This window comes from Streptomyces sp. NPDC045021 (assembly GCF_056432645.1).
This window is the reverse complement of sequence record NZ_JBWKIQ010000031.1, coordinates 1-18,028: the sequence shown is the minus strand read 5'-3', so window position 1 is coordinate 18,028 and position 18,028 is coordinate 1. Positions and strand designations below refer to the sequence as shown.

Genomic DNA, 18,028 nt, shown 5'->3' with positions numbered 1-18,028 from the left:
GCGGGGCTCGGGCCACAGGTTCTTCGGGTCGCGCGGGGCGCCGCCGAGTTCGAGGGGGATGAGGTGGTCTTCTTCGTAGTCGGCGGTGGAGGTGTCGGTGTAGCCGTACTCGCCGATCTGCTGGACCTTCAGCGGGTTGGTGTACGAGGTGGGCGGCCGCACGGTGGCAGTCCAGCCGGACACACAGATCGTGGACCCGATCGTGGACTGAGTGACGCTGGGGTTGTACGCGCCCGGCTGACAGGACGCGTCGGGCAGCGGCAGGTAGGCCTGCGAGCAGGTTGCTGCGTGGGCGGTGCCGGTCGCGGCGATGAGTCCGGCGGTGGCCAGCGCGAGGGCGGCACCGGTAGCGGTGAAGCGGCGCAGGGGTCGCATGTGGGAGTCTCCCGCAAGGTTGGCCCGGCCATGGGGGTCCGGGCGGCTTCCGGCATGACACCACTCCCACGGTCTATGCGGGTAGACCCGCGCGGTGAACATCAGGCGACCTGCGCATTTCCCTTACCACGGCATGGGGAACACTTTCCCAACGCAAGTGTTTGAGCCCGGAGTTGAGTGTGCCCGGCTCTCTGATCCGTCCGATGGCATCTGGGGTGCCACGGAGAACGACCTCGCAACCGGGCGTGGCGGAAAGTTGCATGGGGTCGCAAGCCCGGTGATGCCTGGTCAGGATGCTGCCAGCGTGGGGTCGGGTGCGGCCGGTGACCGGCTCCCGCCGCTCCCTGGATCCCCGGCCCCGCGTAACGCCACCCGTGCCCCGGACGTCACACGGGCCGTCGCCGCGATGGACGCGCTGTTGCGGCTGGCGACGTCCACCCCAGGAAGGACCGGCCCGCCACCATCGGCCGTCGCGGCCTGGACGACGGACCCGGCCCGGACCCGGCCAGCGCGCAGCAGCAGGCGGGCACAGTGGACATTGATGACGGGTGTGGCAGAGGTCAGGAGTGCTTAGGTGGGATCCGGTTGTTGCCACTGCCGGGGCCAGTTTCCGGATGGCGGAGGCGGTCCCGTGATGCCCAGGTCTCGGCGAGCACACAGGTAAAAGACGTCGCGCGCCTGGCTCAGCTGTCGTTTCGCACTCTCCCACCCATCGGGGCTATCGCGCAGCCCCCGCGCGTACAGCTCCAGGTTCCACACCGCCTCATGCCACGCACGAGCTGCTCCAATGGTTTCGGCATCCCCCACGAGCAGCACCGATTCCCACTCCGCGGCGCGCCGCGACTCGGCTTCTCGAAGCTGTGGCAGGCCGTCGGTCGGCTCGAGAGGATCGGTCATATGCGCGAAACGGCGCGCCGCGCCGATCCGCTCAGCAATACGGATCTGAGCCTTCAAGGCATTCGCATAACTCGCATAGGTGGCGAACTTCTTCTCATCCCAGCGCTCCGCTCTTGTCCGCCGCCAGCGACTGCGCTCGGTGAGGCTGGCTGCCACGTACGAACCAGCGGCGCCAACGACAACACCGATCAGAGCCGGGAACTGATCCCCTAACACCACCGATCCCCCTCCTGTACTGGGCTGGGACAGATCACCGGCAGCCCTCCATCGAGCGTCTGATTGCGGTGGCGACTGCAGGCAGCGCCGTCGCTACCGGCCCGCTCCCCACTCCCCCGGGGCCATCCCGCGGGCGGATGATACGGCTTCTTGAACGGCCATCCGTGCAAGGACGCTGTGCAGCGTCCTTGCACCGTCAAGTTGCCTGTCCGGGCCGGGTGGGCGGCGCCCGTCGGGTGGGGCGCTTGGGCGCAGACCTGGGGCGTTTGTGGGTGCCTGAGCGGGCGATGTCCAGGGCGAAGAACGACGACAGCTGCGAGCCGGTGTTCCAAAAGCCCAACAGGTCCAGGTCGATAAGGACCAGGGCGTGCTTGGCGGCGAAATCGCGTCCGGGCTTGGTGAAGGGACAGGTCGCGACGAACACCGGGATATCGGCACCGTGCTCCTGACGGGCGGTGCCGTTGAACGTCTGGATATCCCGGCTGCCCACCGACCGGTGCGGGGCGTACCGCTTGCACTGGATGACGAGCTTGCGACCGTCGGGCAAGAAGGCGATGACATCGGCGCCCAGGTCCCCGTCTCCCCCGACGCGGGCGACGTCGGTGCAGCCGTCGCGGCGGCACAGATCCGCGACGTACTCCTCGAACTCCCGGTCGTCCATCGCGAGCACCGAGTCCATCGACCGGCTCGCGTCCAGGCGGGCCTGCTCCGCCAGACGCAGCTGCTCGGCACGCGCCTCGGCACGGCCGGCGCGCGCCCGGCCCACCACGACCGCACAAGCCCCGATTGTGGCCAAGCCCGTTAACACCAGAAGTAGTGCCATGATTACCGCCCCCGCCCCTATGTGCGCCGATTCTGGACGGCTTGCGAAGTCTCGGCAAGGCCGTCTATCCACGTAGCTCGTCATAACAGCCAGCAGCGCGCTCCCTCCAAGGGATGCGGATCGGCGTCAGCTCACGTGTTCGGCCACTGGTAGGGGTAGACCTCCTCAACCGTGTTGCTCCCAGGGGGACTCCTTGACCGAGAAGCGCAAATACGACAACTCAACGCTGGCCGGCCTCATGGCGCTGTGCCGGGGCTGCTGCTACTGGCCCGCGTGCCCGACCCCCGTCGTCGTCCCAGTCAACGGAGTCCCGCGTATCAACCTGGAGATCGCCCATATACGGGCGATTAACTCAGGGGGGAAGCGGTTCGACCCTTCGTGGTCTCTCGAGCGGCGGAACAGCTTTGAGAATCTGCTCCTCCTCTGCGGCCCCCACCACGTCACCGTCGACGGGCGGTCCAGCGACGACTACACCGTGAGCACGCTGGAGAAGTGGAAACACGACCGTGAAGCAACAGAGGTCGAGGCGCTCGCCGGGCTGTCAGGGCTGACTGAGGCGCGTCTCGGCAGGATGATCGCAGAGGCCCAGGGAGAGTTCCTCGATCAGATGAGGCCGGCCCTGGACGAGTTCTCCGAGACGGACCCGCAGCTGGCGGATCTGCTGCGTGTGCTCGTGGAAGAGTTGGCCGATCCACGTATCCATGGTTTCGGCATCTCACCAGACACCGTAGAGATGCTGCACGACTCGGCGCGGTCTCTGAGGCACCTCGAGGACAACGTGATCGTTCTTGCGGCTGCTGCAGCCAAGTTGGGGAACCTTGAAGTCGGGGCGAGTTCACTGCATGCGGCAGCATCCGAAGTCACCCAGGCAGCGCGGCGCCTGGATGCGGCGGCCAACAAGGCCATCAACGCCGGTGAAGTATTGGGGTACTGAACCCCCGCGAGCAGATGTTTTTCCACTCGCCTCCTCGGACTGCATCCGGCTCCGAGAGCGGCTGAACCTTGCCCCGGAACACGGTGTGCAGGCCGCAGGGACTTGATGGACTGAGGCAATGAAGATCCTGTCGCCTCGAGTCCTGCGGGCTCTTGAACAGTTCAACGCCGCGTATCCCTGGGATCACAACGCCCACTACCATCGCTGGATCCTGCGGCAGCTGCCGAGACGCTTCGAACGCGCGCTGGACGTCGGTTCCGGCAGCGGTGATCTTGCAAGGCTCTTGGCCGGACGAGCCGACGCTGTGAAGGCCGTCGATTCCGATCCGGTGATCACCACTCAAGCCAAGAAACTGACTCCTGCTGCACTTCCCGTGACCTTCAGCGTCGCGGATGCAATAGCCGAGTTCCCTGCCGGCCCTTACGACGTCATCACGTGCGTCGCCACGATCCACCACATGCCGTTCACCCCGGCGCTCACCCGTTTCCGCCGTCATCTGGCGCCGGGAGGGACCTTGGTGATCGTCGGCCTGTCCCACCCCCAGACCCCTGTGGACCACCTGCTCGGCGTTGTCGCCATTCCGGCCAACGCCGCCATGGGCTGGCTGAAGAACAAGGGTCGCCCCTCGCCGCGGCCCGTCTCCATGACGGCCCCTACGCGCTCAGCGGAGATGGCCTTTGACGACATCGTCCGTGAAGCCAGAGACGTCCTCCCCGGCGCGCGGCTGCGACGACGGCTGTTCTGGCGCTATACGCTTGTATGGAATCAGCCCTGAGCAGAGCCCGTGGCCTCCCCCATCTGCCGCTCGGACCAGCACCGAAGGATTCGGTCGAGGCGATGACCACCGACGCCTTCTGCTATGCCGGGCGGTGGCGGACCTGGTTGTCCTCGGTCACCTCATACACATCGATCCTCAGAGCATGCCGGATCTCGGCAGGGACGCGTTCAGCGGCCGGCACAGCAGATGTGGGCACGATGAGCGCGTAGCGAGTGGCGGGCGAGGTGTGGGTCATGCGGCGCAGGAGCTGTCCGTAGGCGATGTCGGTGTCAGTTCCCTCGTCTTTGGTTCGGCCCTTGGCCTCGCCGGTCAGGGCCTCGCGCTACGCGGACTGTCCAGACTCTCCTCAAGCGCCCTCCGCAGCGCAGACTCGATATCCCCGTCGCGGAACCGGAACCCCGCCGCAGTCAGCCGCTCCGGCAGGACTCGCAAGCTGCCCAGCACCTCCGGCCCCATCTGTCCGACCTCGATGCGCAATGCCCACAACGGAGTCCTCAGCCGTGCCGGTCTGCCGACCTCCGACGCCAGCGCCTTCGTGAAGTCGAGCGCGCGGACCGGAGCCGGAGCCGACAGGTTGTAGGGACCTGCGGTCTCCTTGCGTTCGGCCAGGAACCGGATGGCCGCGACCGTGTCGTGCAGGGTCAGGAAGCTCCAATAGGCCCGCCCCGACCCCAGCGTCGCGCCCAGGCCGAACCTGAACGGCGTCAGCAGCCGCGGCAGCAAGCCGCCGGTGGCGGACAGCACCAGCCCGGTCCGCAGGTGGCAGACCCGCACGTCGGCCTCGGCGGCCGGCCGAGTGGCGGCCTCCCACCGCGCCGTGACCACCGGCAGGAACCCGTCGGTTCCGGCGGCGCTCGCCTCGGTGAGCTCCTCGTCGCCGCGATCGACGCCGTAGTACCTGATTCCGGACATCGAAACCAGGACGGAGGGCGGTGCTGCGGCCCGCGCCGCCATCGTGGCCAGCGCCGATGCGGTGCCGATTCGGCTGGAAGCGATCAAGTCGCGGTAGCGGGCGTTCCATCGCCTGTCGCCCAGGGGGGCGCCAGCCAGGTTGATCACCGCGTCGGCGGCGTCGACGAGATGCGGGTCGGGGTGTCCGGGATCCCATTGAACCTCGTCAGGGGCCTGCACCGGCCGACGGACCAGACGAACCACCTCATGGCCGTCCGCCTGGTAGGCCGCACGCAGCGCGCCGCCGATCAGCCCACTCGATCCAGCGATGACCACCCGCACCTAGCGCCGCCCCACGCTTGCCAGCAAGGTGAGCACGAACCCGGTCCCGACCAGCAGCCAGATCGCCCGCGCGCTCATCAGCAGCCTGCGACGGAAACCCGGGCGCTCCTCGGGAAGCGCGAAGACCCGGGCCGGCCAGTGTCGCCACGACACGTGCGCGAACACGGCGGTCGCGGCCACGTCCAGTACGAGCGCGATGCCGTAGACCACGCGTGCGCCGGACCACGGGCACACGACGACGATCGCGGTGGCACTCGCGATCAGCGTGGCCGCCATCGCCAGGACCCGCCAACGATTTCCGTGCGCGAGAACCGTGAGGAACCCCTCCAGCTGATCGCTGTCGCCGAAGAACCGCAGGCTGCGCGGCTGCACGACCGCGAGGCTGTACGTCATGGAACCGGTCCACACCGCAGCCGGCAGGAGATATACGACTTCGAGGATCACGATCAGCACGGTATGCCATCGACCCGTACTGCCGGAACGGAGAGGGCGCTCGGCCCTGCATCGTGACGTGCTCAGGGTCGGTCCCGCCACAGGAATCGCGTGTCGACGCCAAGGATCTTCTCCTGCGAGACCACCCGGAAGCCGAATCGCTCGTAGAGCAGGACAATGCGCTCGTCGTCGGCTTCCAGGAAGGCGGGCGGGCTGCGCTGGTCGATGTCCTCGAGAAAGGATCGGAGCAGCGCCGAGCCGATCCCGTAACCCTGCTGACCCCGCGTGAGATGCCGGGCCGTCCCTGGGCCGTCCGAGGGCGGCCCACGACGACCGGCAACGACAGTCAACGACCGCTCCCCCGCTGGTCAGAGCGACCGCAGCGAAGCTTCCCCCTGCTCAATCTGACGTAGAATCAGTTCTGCCTGTACTGGACAGCTCATCCGGAACACCCTCACCCCAGGGCTCTGCTCACCATGATCGCCTCGCGTCGTGTGGCCGACTTCTGGCGGGCGGCGAAGGGAACTCCACCGCCTCTGGACGGTGATGACCTGCAAGGGTTGGCCGAGGCGCTGGTCGGCGAGTTGCCGCAGGGGCTCGTCGACACCCGCTGCGACATCGTCGTCGCCCTGTCCCGGCTGACCGCGGAGCAGCGCGAGGCCCTGGCCTGGCGCTACATCGCACAGGTCACGGTGACCGAGACCGCCGTGTTTCCGGTGTTCATCATCGTCCGGGCGGACCCTGACGTACGCCGAATCCGGGACAACGGTCAGGTCAACATATGCCCATCCCATGGGAGTTCACTGTGCCCGTCGCCCTTGCTCTCCTCACCACCGCTCTTGTGATGGCCCTGGCGCTGCTGGCCGCCGTGGCGGCCGGGATCCTCTCCCACATCGATGGCGCCACCATCCCCGCCGCCCTCATGCGCGCAGCCGCGGTGTTCGCCGCAGCCCTCACCCTCGCCTGCGCCGTCACCGCATCCGTGACCGCAGCGGTCCGCTGAAACAGCCAGAACGCTGGGCCCCAGCAGACGAAAGCGTGCCGTATTCCGCGCGCGGCTCGCGGATCGGGGACTTCGGCCAGACAGTCCAGCGCCGCCTCAAGTGCCTGAGAGGCGCGCAGCAGTCCGGCCTCGCCCGCCACGATGAGCCCTTTCCCACCTGCTTCAATGGGCGCTGCGGTCGCCGCGAGCGCGGCGCTCGACTGTGTCATGCATCGTCGGTGTCCAGCCGCTCCGCTGACCGGAGCAAGTACTCCGGCAGTTTTGAACTGGCCGCCAACACCTCGATGCCGATGAGGCGCCCCTGCTCGTCGAAGTCGAGAGATTGATCATGGCGTCAGCGTCCACCGGATCGCAGGGATACATGCGCGCGGACTGCACGCGAGCCTGCGGTTCGGAGGTACACGTACGCTGCGTCCGCACTCTTGTCGTAGGTGACTCTGACGTCTGTCACGGTGAGCGGGATCCCTTGCTTGTCGATGGCGGCACTGTCACTGCCCATCCTGAGGCCCCATCGACCTCAGGCTGCCGTGTCCCCGCGGAACCGCACAGAAGCGGTCCGGTGCCTGCAGTCCCCGGGACCGTGGCCGGCGCGGCGAGCACCTTCGCGGCCGGCGGGGCTGCGGACGTCCCCCATGCATGGGTCACAGATGCTGGAGACTGACCGGGTGTCTGGATACGCGGAGACCAACGTCCGACTGCCGGTGTGTGCCCATGGGGCTCTGGCCGCGATCGTGGCCGAGCGGGGAACCTCGCGGGACGAGACGCTTCGTCAACTGCTGGCGGCCCACGTCGAGGTGCAGGAGGAAGCGCGACCCTGACGACCGGCTCACCCACATCTCCACGGTACTGCGCTATCCGCCGCCACCTCGGTGGCGCACCGATCCACGGCAGGACCATCCCTTGCGGCTGCGCGTGGCCGCCGACGTACTGGCGCGTGCCCGTGATGTCTCGCTGCACCTGCCCGGGCAGTACGAACGCAGTCACCGCGACTACCAGGGGCGAGCACTCACCGACGCCGTGATGACGGCCATCGCGGTGCGCGAGCCCTTCACCGACGCTTTCCTCGACGGGCTGTTCCCGCTGCTGCGGCACCGGGCCGCGCTCGCACTGTGGCGGTTGGCGATGGCCGCAACCAGTACCCGTCCGGAGCGAGACCTGTTGTCCGCAGCCGAAGACGAACGGATCTTGGAGTCTTCCGGCGAGGCAGCGGATACTCACACGCTCCTGCTCGCGAGGGCGCTGGAAGAGGACGTGGCCTGGCATTCACCGCAGCGCTTCCAGGTCGCCCAGAACATCGCCCGCGACCTGCTGGCCGGCACCAACGCCGCCGCCCACGAAGACCTGCTCTACGAGCAGGACGATCGGTGGGAGGACCGATACCAGGACACCCTGCATGCCGCCGACGACCGCCGGGCGCGCCTGCTGGAGGGATCGACGGGCTACGACTGGTCCGGACGCGGCGGGACGGCGGTATGGCGGGCCCGCCGCCATGTGGATCTGCGGTACTTCGAGGACTGGTTACTGCAGTGTCCGCCCGGCTCTGACTCCGAGCCGCAGCGGAGGATGGACCCGCCCGGCTGGCAGGTTCACCTTCCCGGCCCGTGGCACGCCCACGCGCCGGCTCTGTGCGACGGAGCGCTGCCCGAGCCGTACGCCCAATGGGTAGCCGAGGGGAAGGTCTTGCGCTTTCCCTTCCGCGACGGGCAGGCCGTCTGGCCGCTGCGCGACCGTCCGGACGGCCCGGGGTGGAGTCCGGTGCCCGGTGTGGAACCGCTCGTCGCGGCCGCCGCCGCGCTGCGCCCCGAGCGGATCAGCGGCTTCATCGAAGCGGTACTCGTGGTCTGGGACGGCCAGCCCGAGGAGGAGCCACCGATGGGGTGGTTCGGACTGGACCTTCCGGTGGACAAGGCCAGTGCCTTCGGGTTCATCACCGCCGAGGAGGAGCGGGAGGCCAGGGCCGCAGCGCGCGCCTCGACGCTGGCCGCCATGGAGGCGGTCATCCAGGCCTTCGAAGACAACGATCCGGACGACGACCGAGTTCTTCGGCTGCGGGAGCAGCAGGAACGCGGCGACGCGCGCGCGTTCGGGCGCCTGGCCCAACAGTACGACCGGGACATCGGCGCGAAAAAATTTGCGGTGAGCAAGGCGGTGTGGCGGTGGCCTGGGCACACCGTGGCCGCCACCGTGCTGGCCAGCCAGGACCAGCCGGACTTCGTGCAGTTCCTTGCCACCTGGGCCTTGCGAACCACCTCTCTGGCCCTGGAACGCAGGCGGCGTGGCGCGAGGCGTTCGATCGGTACGGCCGCCGTCTGTGACACCCACCGATACATCACCTTCTCGTCTCTTCGGAAAATTGGACTCACAAGCCCGGCAAGCACGACCGGGGGTCTGCCATCGGGTGCACTGAGCCAGCGCGTCCGTCCGAAGGGAAACCGCATATGTCTCTCGCGAATCGACCGCTCGCCGCGGCCGGCACCACCGGCATCGCCGCTGCCTTACTGGCCCTGGCCGGCGCGCACTGGTGGCTGACCGTGGCCGCCGTCGTCTGTTGTGCCCTGTTCCTGGTCGTGGTCGGCATTCAATCGGTCTTCCCGCAGGAGTCCGAGCACCGGCTGGCCTGGTGGCGTGACCGGCGACGCCACCAGCAACTGCGCCGCCACGGCGCGCCTCCCGAGCCGCCTCCCACCGATGACCGAGATCGGGCGCCCGATGACGCCCCGTCCCGCCTCGACCGCGGGCCCCATGATTGATCAGCGGCACGGCGGTGGCCCCCTCGGCCCTGCCCGCCGTCTGTAACCGTCGGCGCCCAGGGCGGTCTATCGGCTGGCTCGACTCTGCGCCACCATGCAGGTACAACTACTACCCGCTGACGGAGCGTGAACAATGGGTGAGCACGACAAGCCCCCCGAGGACCTCGGCAAGGGCGATCCCCCTCCCGGGAACGCGGACAGCCCGGTTCCGCCCCCGCCCCCGAGAGATCCCGGGAAACACCGCAAGTAGGAGCCTCGTTGTCCTTCGTCGAGCATCAACTCCGCCTGGCAGACGACATGGAGGAGCGCGGCCAGTGGCCCGAGCGCTCTCCCTGGATCCGTCAGGCGGTCGGGGCCCTGCCGCGGGACCGGTTTGCTCCCGACCGCCTGTGGGCCTGGGACGGTCACGCCTACCAGCCCATCGACCGGGCCGCCGACCCCACGCGTTGGGCCGCCGAGGTCTACGCCGGCCCCGACGAGCCGGCCGTCACCCAGGTCACCGACGGCATCGCCACCTCCAGCCTGTCCGCGCAGAGCCTGGTGGTCGACATGCTCGACGCCCTCTTCCTGGAGGAAGGCCACCGTGTCCTGGAGCTCGGCACCGGCACCGGGTGGAACGCCGGACTGCTGGCCTGGCGCACCGGCACCCAGGTAACGAGCATTGAGACCGACTCCGCACTGGCCGGTCCGGCCCGGCAGCGGCTGGCCGCGGCGGGCGCCCGGGTGGCGGTGGAGGTCGGGGACGGCAACGCAGGCTGGCCGGCCAACGCCCCATACGACCGGGTGATGGCGACCTACGCGGTCGACCAGGTCCCGTGGGCGTGGGTGGAGCAGACCGTGCCGGGCGGGCGGATCGTCACCCCCTGGGGCCACCTGGGACACGTCGCACTGACCGTCGCCGACGACGGCCGGTCGGCCTCCGGCTGGTTCCAAGGCCTGGCGAAGTTCATGCCCGCCCGCGGCACCGCTCCCGCCCGCCGCTACCGGCAGGTGCGCGAACAGGCCCCGCCCACCGGCGACCGGCCGTTCCTGCGTGCCCTGGAACCGCTGCGCGACGACTGGAACCTCCGCTTCGCCCTGCGCGTCGCTCTGCCCGACCTGCAGATCAGTACGGCCGTGGACGAAGACGGGCTGAACGCCTGGGTCCACGACCGCACCTCCTGGGCCTCCATCGCGGCCATCGGCGATGGTCGGACCGTCGCCACCCAGGGCGGCCCGCGCCAGCTGGCCGACGACGTCGAACAGGCATGGGACCAGTGGATCGCTCAGGGCCGGCCCTCGCTGTACGACTACGGAATGACCGTCGAACCGGACGGCTGTCAGTACGTATGGGCCCACGACGCAGACACCGGCCCCCGCTGGCCGACCGGCCTAACCGCCCAAGCCACCCGGTAGGCCCGTCCCCCGCGTTGCCACCAGTCGTCTCGCCCGCTCTGAGGGGCTGGGCCGACCAGACCGGAGTTCGGGAGATGCCAGGGACGCGGTCGCGGATAGCTACTTGATGAGAAGCGAGTCTCTCAAGGCATCGTGGCTGAAGCTGTAGAGGGCTCCCCTGGCTTTGTCCACGAGAGAGAACGGACAGCAGGTGTAGGACCACTGCCCGGCGCTGTTCGATGCGGCAGTTCCGGAGAGTGAGTACCGGCGCCATCTGGCAGGCGGCTAGAAAAGGCGGGCGCGCATGTCCTGCGTGAGGTTGTCGAGGATCTCGCGCAGCCACGGGCTGCGGACGGCCGGCAATCGGACCAAGGTGTGCTGGAAGGTTCCCGGGTCGGCCCGGAACAGGTGATGGGGGCGTGGTGGGGGCGGGTCGTCGCGGAGTACGCCGTCGGGCATGGTTCCCGAGGTGGGGAGGTGGAGGTGTGGTTCGGGGAAGGCCATCCACATCCATATCCCGAACGGCAGCGGCACTGGGTGTACAGATGCGTTCGGTCCGCCCGGGCTCCAGAGTTCACCTGTCTGCGGGTGCGTCGGCACGACGGTTATGTCGGTGTCCGTGTCGGGGGCGGACAATCCCGGTCCGGCCAGGACCGCGCGCCGGGCCGGCTGCACCGCAGGCAGCAGAGCGTCGAGGGCGCGTTGAAACACTTCCGCGATCAGACCGTGCGGGACAGTCACCGGTCGGCCATCGGAGGCTGCCAGCAGGTGGGCCAGGCCCCGCCCGGCTGCCGCTTCCCACTGCGGACTCCATGACCACCCGTGGTCCAGCCCGAGGAGCGAGCCCCATCTGCTGATCGGCACGATCGGGGGCGTGGCCTTCCCCTCCTCCAGCAGTTCCGCCCAGGAGAGAATCGCCGTGTCGGTGCCGTCGATGGGGAGGCAGTGCACGGCATCCGGCGCGAGCCAGACCGCCTGCCAGAGTGAGCAGTCGTCGATTCGGCTCGCTACCGGCAGGCCGCACGAATCGCACGCCATGTTGGGGCCATCACCCCAATCGAGGCCGCAGCAGTAGCCGCCGGCTTCGTTCGGGACGAGCACGGTGCCGCGGGTATCCCCGGGGGCGATGACGATGGTGCCGGGCACGCTGTCGGACAAGGCGTAGACCGGTGCGTAGATGCCGCGGGTCGCCGCCTCGTCTGGGTCGACCTCCTCCCAGCTCCGCCACGGCGGCCCCCAGGGCTCCGGTTCCACGGCGAATGTGCCCGACTCCATGAGCACCGGGAGCTGAATTCCGTTCCCCCACTTCTGATGGGCGTGGACCGGCAGCGCGACCGGGGACAGTGGGATGGTCAGCTCGGCGCCACATCCCGCACAAACGAAAACGAACAAATGTCCTCCGCGAAAGAAGGAGGCATCGTCGCAGCTCCGGGGCGGACCGGCCAACGTGTTTTTCATCCGCGGCACGGGACTGTGCACCGCCACGTTGTGTAGCGTCACCGTTCGAATCCTCGATGTGCCGGGTGCCTCCCGAAGTGGGGCTCTGGCTCAAGTTCCGTGACCTGCGCACGCTGAGTGATGGATCGTGACCGCGTCAGCCTCCGAAAAGTTGCCTGAAATTGATCGGTGGTGATCTTGGGTGGCTGACAGTTCGGGGCTGTGGAAGAGGTGGTCCTCCGACTGGAGGAGGTGCTGTTCCCGTCGATCGCGGACGTGGCGGTGGTGTCGGTGGACGTGGACAACGAGACGGTGCGGGTCCATGCCCGCAGTGGAGCGTCCGGTTCGGCGTGTCCGGGGTGCGGGAGCTGGTCGAGCCGGGTTCACAGCTCCTACCTGCGGTTTCCGGCGGATGTGCCCAGTGGAGGGCTGCGCGTGGTGCTTAGTCTGCGGGTCCGCCGCTTCGCCTGCCGGCTCGCTTCGTGCCCGCGGCGGACATTCGTTGAGCAGGTGCCGGGACTGACTCGGAGGTACGGCCGGTGGACCGAGCGTCTGCGCTCGACGCTGGCGGCGGTCGGCCTCGCCCTGGCTGGTCGGGCGGGCGCCCGGATGGCGGGGGTGTTCGGGGTGTCCGTCAGCCGCAGCACGGTGCTGCGGCTGGTCGAGGAACTGCCCGAACCGAACGTTCCGGCCCCGCGGGTGGTCGGCGTCGACGAGTACGCGACGCGCAAAGGCCGCCACTACGGCACGGTGCTGGTCGACGTCGAGACGCGACGGCCGGTGGACCTGCTGCCGGACCGGGAGGCATCGAGCCTGGCCGCCTGGCTGGCCAAGAGGCCAGGTATCGAGGTTGTCTGCCGGGACCGAGCCCCGTTCTTTGCCGAAGGCGCTACCGTTGGCGCACCTCAAGCGGTGCAGGTCGCGGACCGCTGGCACCTGTGGCACAACCTCAGCGAAGCCGCCGAACGGTGTGTCGCCGACCATCGGGGCTGCCTGCGTGGCACCGCGCCCGACCTGTCCCAAAAGGTCAAGGAACCAGAAGAACCGGCTGATCCCTCTGGCTCGCCGTGGCCGACAGGCCACCGGTTCGCCGACCGAACTCGGTCCAACCACGCCGCCGTTCATGCGCTGCTGGCCGCCGGCCATAGCCGCCGCGCGATCCAACGCCAGCTCGGCATGACCTACCGCACGGTCAAACTACTCGCCGACGCCACCACCCCGGAGGACCTCTTTCACGGCCAGTGGCAGGGCCGCCCCTCCGTCCTCGATGAGTACAAGCCCTACCTGGACGACCGCTGGAATCAGGGCTGCACCAACGCCTGGAAGGCATGGGAGGAGATCGTGCCGCTCGGCTACAAAGGCAGCTACCAGCGAGTTCGCGCCTACTTCCGCACCAAACGCCTATCGGCCGATCCGGGCACCGCACCCCCGCCCTCACCCCGCACCGTCGCCAGCTGGATCCTGCGCCACCCCGATTCCCTTTCCGAGGTCGAACAGCTCCGACTCAAGGCCGTCATGGCCCACTGCCCCGAACTGGAAGCCCTCACCGGACATGTCCGCTCCTTCGCCCAGATCCTCACCGAGCGACAGGGCCAGCAGCTGCCCGAGTGGCTCGACGCAGTCCGCCAGGACGACCTGCCCGGTCTCCATACCCTCGCCGCCGGCATCGATCGCGACCGGGCCGCAGTCATCGCCGGGCTCACGCTGCCCTGGAGCTCGGGCGTCGTGGAAGGGCACGTCAACCGCATCAAGATGCTCAAACGCCAGATGTTCGGCCGAGCCGGCTTCGCACTCCTGAGGAAACGAGTACTCCTCGCTCCATGACAATGCCAACACGTGAAACGCTTCCGACATCGATCAACCCCACCGCAGGAGCCGCGAATGTCCAGGACTGCCGACATCGATCTCGTGTTCGCGCGTGCCGTCACCGTAGACGCCGTGGTGCGAGCTCTGGCCGGTGAGGGGTGGTCGCTGCAGGAACCGCTTGGGATCTCATACGTGGTCAACAACGACGACCTGTTCGACTGGCAGTCGGCTTCAACCGATCAGGCAGCTGAGGTCCTGACCGTGGTGGATTCACCGGACAACATCGACTACCACGTCGGCGTCTGCATCTATCACTCAACTACGGAAACCGGTGGCCAGCTACTTTTTCATGCTGGCCGATCGCGCTGTTCCTTCATCCCGACGATCGACCGGCGAAGGCTCTCCGGAGCACCAGCCCTGACTGACATGGCGTGGTATCTCAACGCACTTGTACCGCCCCTGCTTGCCATGGGGCTGGCCGGCTACGAAGCGAGAGATCTTGTCGACTGAGACTCGTTGGTCAGCAGCTCGGTCGACATGCGGGCAGCACGCGTACCAGGATCGATCCTCGCTGCCTGACAGCCGGTGTCACTCACGGCTACGCGATCACGGAAATTGAGCCAGAGCCCGTTCTCATGAACAAAGCCAGGTGGGTGATGGGGGTGGCGAGGATCCAGCGGCCGCGATCGACCACGCTGAGGCCGGATTGAGCGGGCGGTGGCCGGTCAGAGGAACGGGCTTGCCCAGGGCCGCGAGGATGTCGTAGGCGAGCGCGATGGCGGCATCGGTGCCTGGTATCGGGTGCACGGGCGAGCTGGAGTAAACGAAACCGCCTGTGAGCAGCGGCAAGTCCCTGAGAGGATCCCGAACATGCCAAGCCACACCGCAGAAGAGCTCCTCGCAGGCGTTCACGGGCTGACCCCTGAACGCGCGCAACAGATCGGCGATCAGATCGACGAATGCAGAGAGCTACTGGACACGAACATCGACATGGACACCGTCCAGCAGCATCTGAAAGACCAAGGTGTCAGCATCATCCAAGCGATCCTGATCACCACCAGACTGCTGGACGACGACCACCCGAGCAGATTGCGCGCAGCACGAGAAATGGTGGAGTGCAGTCCCGCCCGAACACACAGCACCGCCTGACCGCACAACCATTCCCCAACCCCACCGAGTGCGACCCACGCCACCCGAAGACACCACGGCCTTGCCGCTACGCACCAACGAGCATCCAGGCCAAAGCAACGCCACGGCGAGAACAGCCCCCAGCCCACTCCCGCCACGCGAACCCAGCCACCCTGCCCACCACGCCTACACGCACGACTGAGCTTGTTCCGCTTTGACGGACACCCTCGGTGTGGTGGTCAGGCGGCGGTTGCGGTCTCGTAGTCGGCGGGGCTGCGGTAGTCGAGGCTGCTGTGCAGTCGGTGCAAGTTGTACCAGCCCTCGATGAAATCGAAGATCGCGGTGTTGGGCGGCGGCCCGGCTGGGCCAGGCGGTAGTGCCGAGCAACTCGCGTTTGATGGTGGCGAAGAATGACTCGGCCAGCGCGTTGTCCCAGCACTGTCCGGTGCGTCCGACCGACAGTTGGATGTTGAACTCGGCTGCCAGGGAAGCGAATTGCTGGCTGGTGTCTTGGCAGCCGCGATCCGAGTGGAAGATCACTGAGCCGGCGGGGCGTCGTTGCTGGCAGGCCGCTTTGAGGGCATCGGAGATCAGGTCTGTCCGCAGGTGATCGGCGGTCGCCCAGCCGACCACGCGGCGGGAGGCGATATCGATGACCGTGGACAGGTAGAGCCAGCCCTCCGCGGTCGGAATGTAGGTGATGTCGGTGTGCCAACGGGTGTCGAGCGCCGTGGGGTCGGGGTCGAACTGCCGCAAGATGAGGTCGGGCCGGGAGGTCGCTCGTGGATCGGCGATCGTGGTCAGGTGCCGTCGCCTGCGATAACGGCCGTGCAGCCCCGCCGCCCGCATCAGCCTGGCAATCCTGCGCCGCCCGCAGTGGGAACCCTCCCGTTTCAGGGCGGCGTGGACGCGCGGGGCTCCGTAAGTGCCGCGCGACCTCTCGTGAACTGCGGTGATGTTCGGTCAGCTCGGCGTCATCGACCGCCCGTGGTCCGAGCTTGCCACTGCGGCGGGCGTAGAAGGCGGTTCGGGAGACCTTCAGCAGTTCACACCCGCGCTTGACGTTGTGGCCGCTCTGCTTCTCCGCCTCGATGAACGGGTGCACCGTCACCGGGTCTCCTTCGCGAAGAAAGCCGTCGCACGCTTGAGGACCTCCACGTCCTCCCGCAGCCTGCGGTTCTCCCGCCGCAACGCGGCCAGCTCCTCACGTTCACTGCTGGTCAGGCCGTCGCGCTCTCCCGCGTCGACCTCGTCCTGGCTGACCCACAGCCGCACCGCGGTCTCGGTCAGATCAAAGTCCTTGGCGATCTGACCGACCGAGCGGTCACCGCGCCAGCACAGCTCAACTATCTCGGCCTTGAACTCCGGCGTGAACGAACGGCGAGGCCGAGGCTTCTTCTTCCCCATGCTCTCCATGATGGACATCCTCCCAGGGCAGAACCCCTGATCTCGGATGTCCGCCAAACCGGATCAAGCCCAGGTGTGGTACTTCCACGCGATGGCCTCGAGCGTTCGGCGGTGATCAGCCCAGCGCCCTCCACGGACCGGATCGGCCGGCATCAGCGGCTCGATCCGGCCCCACATCGCATCAGTGATCACTAATCGGGCAGACACATCCGATCAACTGAACAACCCATCAAAGAGACACGCGCTAGCCAGGAGACCCCAGCCGGCTGCTCCCGCGGGGCAGTCGGGCCCTGGTCAGATCGTGACCGGGCCGTGGGCGGTGGCGAACTCGACCGAGACCAGGCCCGGTTCCTCATCCTCGACCCAGGTGACGTCGATCTTCTCGAGGGGGTGGTCGGCCGGTTCGCCGAGGAATTCGGCGATGGAGGCGGCGTCGCCGGCGATGGAGACCCCGTGGATGGCGGTGGAGGTGCGCGGGTCGGCGCTCGGGCGCTCCTCGATGGGGACCAACCACTGAAGGAAGTAGGGCAGTTGCGGGTCCTCCATCAGTTCCAGCAGGCCGATCTGCTTCCACCTCAGGTCGAACCCGTCGGGGCGGACACGGTGGCCCTCGGCCGAGGTGCGGCCGAGGCGGGCCTCGACCGGGGCGATGTCGTCGACGGAGACCACCCAACCGAGCCAGCCGCCGCCCTCGGCGGCGCGGCGAGCGACCGCCTGGCCGAAGGGTGCGCGGTCGGCGGCGGGGTGGTCGAGTGTGGTGACGACCTCGACGTAGGTGCCGCCGCTCAGCGGGAGAATAAAATTGCGGGTGCCGAATCGCGGGTGCACGCCCCCGTCGACGAACCCGGCGCCGAGGGCCGATCCGATCCGCTGGACGGTCGAGACGAAGCTGTCGCGGGTCACCGCATATGACACGTGATCAAGTCGCACTGCGCCATCATCACCCGACAACCCGTACAAATCCCGACGCCACGCCCGCGGCTCCGGCCGCGTTCGCCGTGGATTCAGCCGTGGAGCGGATCGATCACCGTCATCCCGGCGGGGGAGGCCGGGTCGAAGCCTGGCAGCAGCGCGGGGCGTGTGGTTCACACGTCGGGCCGCTCGGTGCACGCGGAGGCACCACCCGCACCATTCGCTCCGCCATAGCGGAGACCAGGCGGGCCCCCGGAGCAGTCAGAGGGCCGCCTTCGCACTCCCCCCTCACCACACAACACACCTCCCGGGCCCACGGGACGGTCGGGCGGCGGGGTGGGAACCGCCGGAACGTCGTTCACCCTCTACACGAGCGTCAGGATGTCGGGCCTAGGCAGCGAACTGATCGCTGTTGCGTGCAGGTGATAACCCGTCTCAGCGAAGTCTGAGCGTTCTCACCGAAGGCTGAGCGCCGCCCTACCGGGCGTGGGCCGCCGTGGCCGCCACGGCGGTCTGGATCTCC

The 18,028-nt window shown here is 68.1% G+C and carries 20 protein-coding genes and 2 pseudogenes; 10 read left to right on the top strand and 12 right to left on the bottom strand.

Annotated features, from left to right (window positions below; all coding sequences use genetic code 11):
- From AC07DC_RS41590 to AC07DC_RS41580, 3 genes are all read right to left on the bottom strand, one after another.
- Positions 1-375, bottom strand: a 375-nt coding sequence (locus AC07DC_RS41590; RefSeq protein ID WP_478920157.1) for a hypothetical protein, incomplete at its 3' end; no start/stop codon positions are given.
- A gap of 570 nt (positions 376-945) precedes the next feature.
- The gene (locus AC07DC_RS41585; protein ID WP_478920156.1) at positions 946-1,491 is read right to left on the bottom strand and encodes a hypothetical protein; all 546 of its coding nucleotides are present in this window, start codon (positions 1,489-1,491) and stop codon (positions 946-948) included.
- A 193-nt stretch (positions 1,492-1,684) separates the two neighbouring features.
- Entirely contained in the window at positions 1,685-2,311 is a 627-nt protein-coding gene (locus AC07DC_RS41580; RefSeq protein ID WP_478920155.1) for a restriction endonuclease, read from the bottom strand.
- Between the two features lie 193 nt (positions 2,312-2,504).
- Between AC07DC_RS41580 and AC07DC_RS41575 the strand changes: the two genes are divergently transcribed.
- Together AC07DC_RS41575 and AC07DC_RS41570 are read left to right on the top strand one after the other, a co-directional pair.
- Positions 2,505-3,245, top strand: coding sequence for a hypothetical protein (locus tag AC07DC_RS41575; RefSeq protein ID WP_478920154.1), 741 nt, complete (start codon positions 2,505-2,507; stop codon positions 3,243-3,245).
- Positions 3,246-3,363: 118 nt separating this feature from the next.
- On the top strand, positions 3,364-4,020 hold the full coding sequence (locus AC07DC_RS41570; protein WP_478920153.1) for a class I SAM-dependent methyltransferase: 657 nt from the start codon (positions 3,364-3,366) through the stop codon (positions 4,018-4,020).
- Positions 4,021-4,332: 312 nt separating this feature from the next.
- Here AC07DC_RS41570 and AC07DC_RS41565 read toward each other — a convergent pair whose 3' ends face one another.
- The 3 genes from AC07DC_RS41565 to AC07DC_RS41555 form a co-directional block, all read right to left on the bottom strand.
- Positions 4,333-5,256: a TIGR01777 family oxidoreductase gene (locus AC07DC_RS41565; protein WP_478920152.1), complete on the bottom strand. Its 924-nt coding sequence runs from the start codon at positions 5,254-5,256 to the stop codon at positions 4,333-4,335.
- Positions 5,257-5,700, bottom strand: coding sequence for a hypothetical protein (locus tag AC07DC_RS41560; RefSeq protein ID WP_478920151.1), 444 nt, complete (start codon positions 5,698-5,700; stop codon positions 5,257-5,259). It lies immediately after the preceding gene.
- 71 nt (positions 5,701-5,771) lie between these two features.
- Positions 5,772-6,038: an N-acetyltransferase gene (locus tag AC07DC_RS41555; RefSeq protein ID WP_478920150.1), complete on the bottom strand. Its 267-nt coding sequence runs from the start codon at positions 6,036-6,038 to the stop codon at positions 5,772-5,774.
- A 126-nt stretch (positions 6,039-6,164) separates the two neighbouring features.
- On the opposite strand from AC07DC_RS41555, the gene AC07DC_RS41550 reads away from it, so the two are divergent.
- Complete coding sequence (locus AC07DC_RS41550; RefSeq protein ID WP_478920149.1) at positions 6,165-6,533, top strand: RNA polymerase sigma factor; 369 nt, start codon at positions 6,165-6,167, stop codon at positions 6,531-6,533.
- The gene (locus AC07DC_RS41545) at positions 6,533-6,691 is read left to right on the top strand and encodes a hypothetical protein (RefSeq protein ID WP_478920148.1); all 159 of its coding nucleotides are present in this window, start codon (positions 6,533-6,535) and stop codon (positions 6,689-6,691) included. The genes AC07DC_RS41550 and AC07DC_RS41545 overlap by 1 nt, the downstream gene beginning before the upstream one ends.
- A gap of 205 nt (positions 6,692-6,896) precedes the next feature.
- Here AC07DC_RS41545 and AC07DC_RS41540 read toward each other — a convergent pair.
- Positions 6,897-7,010: pseudogene (locus AC07DC_RS41540) on the bottom strand (DUF2283 domain-containing protein); the annotation flags it as partial.
- Positions 7,011-7,338: 328 nt separating this feature from the next.
- Here AC07DC_RS41540 and AC07DC_RS41535 point away from each other — a divergent pair.
- The 3 genes from AC07DC_RS41535 (at position 7,339) to AC07DC_RS41525 (ending at position 10,836) form a co-directional block, all read left to right on the top strand.
- The gene (locus AC07DC_RS41535; protein WP_478920147.1) at positions 7,339-7,509 is read left to right on the top strand and encodes a hypothetical protein; all 171 of its coding nucleotides are present in this window, start codon (positions 7,339-7,341) and stop codon (positions 7,507-7,509) included.
- Between the two features lie 82 nt (positions 7,510-7,591).
- Positions 7,592-9,220, top strand: coding sequence for a hypothetical protein (locus AC07DC_RS41530; RefSeq protein WP_478920146.1), 1,629 nt, complete (start codon positions 7,592-7,594; stop codon positions 9,218-9,220).
- 518 nt (positions 9,221-9,738) lie between these two features.
- On the top strand, positions 9,739-10,836 hold the full coding sequence (locus tag AC07DC_RS41525; protein ID WP_478920160.1) for a methyltransferase domain-containing protein: 1,098 nt from the start codon (positions 9,739-9,741) through the stop codon (positions 10,834-10,836).
- Positions 10,837-11,100: 264 nt separating this feature from the next.
- Here AC07DC_RS41525 and AC07DC_RS41520 read toward each other — a convergent pair whose 3' ends face one another.
- Positions 11,101-12,207 (bottom strand): hypothetical protein, encoded by a 1,107-nt coding sequence (locus AC07DC_RS41520; RefSeq protein ID WP_478920159.1) that lies wholly within the window; start codon positions 12,205-12,207, stop codon positions 11,101-11,103.
- Between the two features lie 267 nt (positions 12,208-12,474).
- On the opposite strand from AC07DC_RS41520, the gene AC07DC_RS41515 reads away from it, so the two are divergent.
- The 3 genes from AC07DC_RS41515 to AC07DC_RS41505 all read left to right on the top strand — a co-directional run bounded on the left by AC07DC_RS41515 (position 12,475) and on the right by AC07DC_RS41505 (position 15,207).
- Complete coding sequence (locus tag AC07DC_RS41515) at positions 12,475-14,076, top strand: ISL3 family transposase (RefSeq protein WP_478920145.1); 1,602 nt, start codon at positions 12,475-12,477, stop codon at positions 14,074-14,076.
- Positions 14,077-14,133: 57 nt separating this feature from the next.
- Entirely contained in the window at positions 14,134-14,568 is a 435-nt protein-coding gene (locus AC07DC_RS41510; RefSeq protein ID WP_478920144.1) for a hypothetical protein, read from the top strand.
- 360 nt (positions 14,569-14,928) lie between these two features.
- Positions 14,929-15,207, top strand: coding sequence for a hypothetical protein (locus AC07DC_RS41505; protein WP_478920143.1), 279 nt, complete (start codon positions 14,929-14,931; stop codon positions 15,205-15,207).
- A 165-nt stretch (positions 15,208-15,372) separates the two neighbouring features.
- Here AC07DC_RS41505 and AC07DC_RS41500 read toward each other — a convergent pair whose 3' ends face one another.
- The 4 genes and pseudogenes from AC07DC_RS41500 to AC07DC_RS41485 all read right to left on the bottom strand — a co-directional run bounded on the left by AC07DC_RS41500 (position 15,373) and on the right by AC07DC_RS41485 (position 17,523).
- Complete coding sequence (locus AC07DC_RS41500; RefSeq protein ID WP_478920158.1) at positions 15,373-16,143, bottom strand: IS3 family transposase; 771 nt, start codon at positions 16,141-16,143, stop codon at positions 15,373-15,375.
- A 150-nt stretch (positions 16,144-16,293) separates the two neighbouring features.
- On the bottom strand, positions 16,294-16,602 hold the full coding sequence (locus AC07DC_RS41495; protein WP_478920141.1) for a transposase: 309 nt from the start codon (positions 16,600-16,602) through the stop codon (positions 16,294-16,296).
- 63 nt (positions 16,603-16,665) lie between these two features.
- A pseudogene (locus tag AC07DC_RS41490) lies at positions 16,666-16,800 on the bottom strand (transposase); the annotation flags it as partial.
- Positions 16,801-16,887: 87 nt separating this feature from the next.
- Positions 16,888-17,523: a VOC family protein gene (locus AC07DC_RS41485; protein ID WP_478920140.1), complete on the bottom strand. Its 636-nt coding sequence runs from the start codon at positions 17,521-17,523 to the stop codon at positions 16,888-16,890.
- Positions 17,524-18,028 lie beyond the last annotated feature (505 nt).

Bases quoted from the DNA above. Each gene is read 5' to 3' on its own strand.
- AC07DC_RS41570 (WP_478920153.1), top strand. From the start codon at position 3,364: ATGAAGATCCTGTCGCCTCGAGTCCTGCGGGCTCTTGAACAGTTCAAC.
- AC07DC_RS41550 (WP_478920149.1), top strand. From the start codon at position 6,165: ATGATCGCCTCGCGTCGTGTGGCCGACTTCTGGCGGGCGGCGAAGGGA.
- AC07DC_RS41495 (WP_478920141.1), bottom strand. From the start codon at position 16,602: ATGGAGAGCATGGGGAAGAAGAAGCCTCGGCCTCGCCGTTCGTTCACG.
- AC07DC_RS41505 (WP_478920143.1), top strand. From the start codon at position 14,929: ATGCCAAGCCACACCGCAGAAGAGCTCCTCGCAGGCGTTCACGGGCTG.
- AC07DC_RS41510 (WP_478920144.1), top strand. From the start codon at position 14,134: ATGTCCAGGACTGCCGACATCGATCTCGTGTTCGCGCGTGCCGTCACC.
- AC07DC_RS41535 (WP_478920147.1), top strand. From the start codon at position 7,339: ATGCTGGAGACTGACCGGGTGTCTGGATACGCGGAGACCAACGTCCGA.
- AC07DC_RS41545 (WP_478920148.1), top strand. From the start codon at position 6,533: ATGGCCCTGGCGCTGCTGGCCGCCGTGGCGGCCGGGATCCTCTCCCAC.
- AC07DC_RS41580 (WP_478920155.1), bottom strand. From the start codon at position 2,311: ATGGCACTACTTCTGGTGTTAACGGGCTTGGCCACAATCGGGGCTTGT.
- AC07DC_RS41525 (WP_478920160.1), top strand. From the start codon at position 9,739: ATGGAGGAGCGCGGCCAGTGGCCCGAGCGCTCTCCCTGGATCCGTCAG.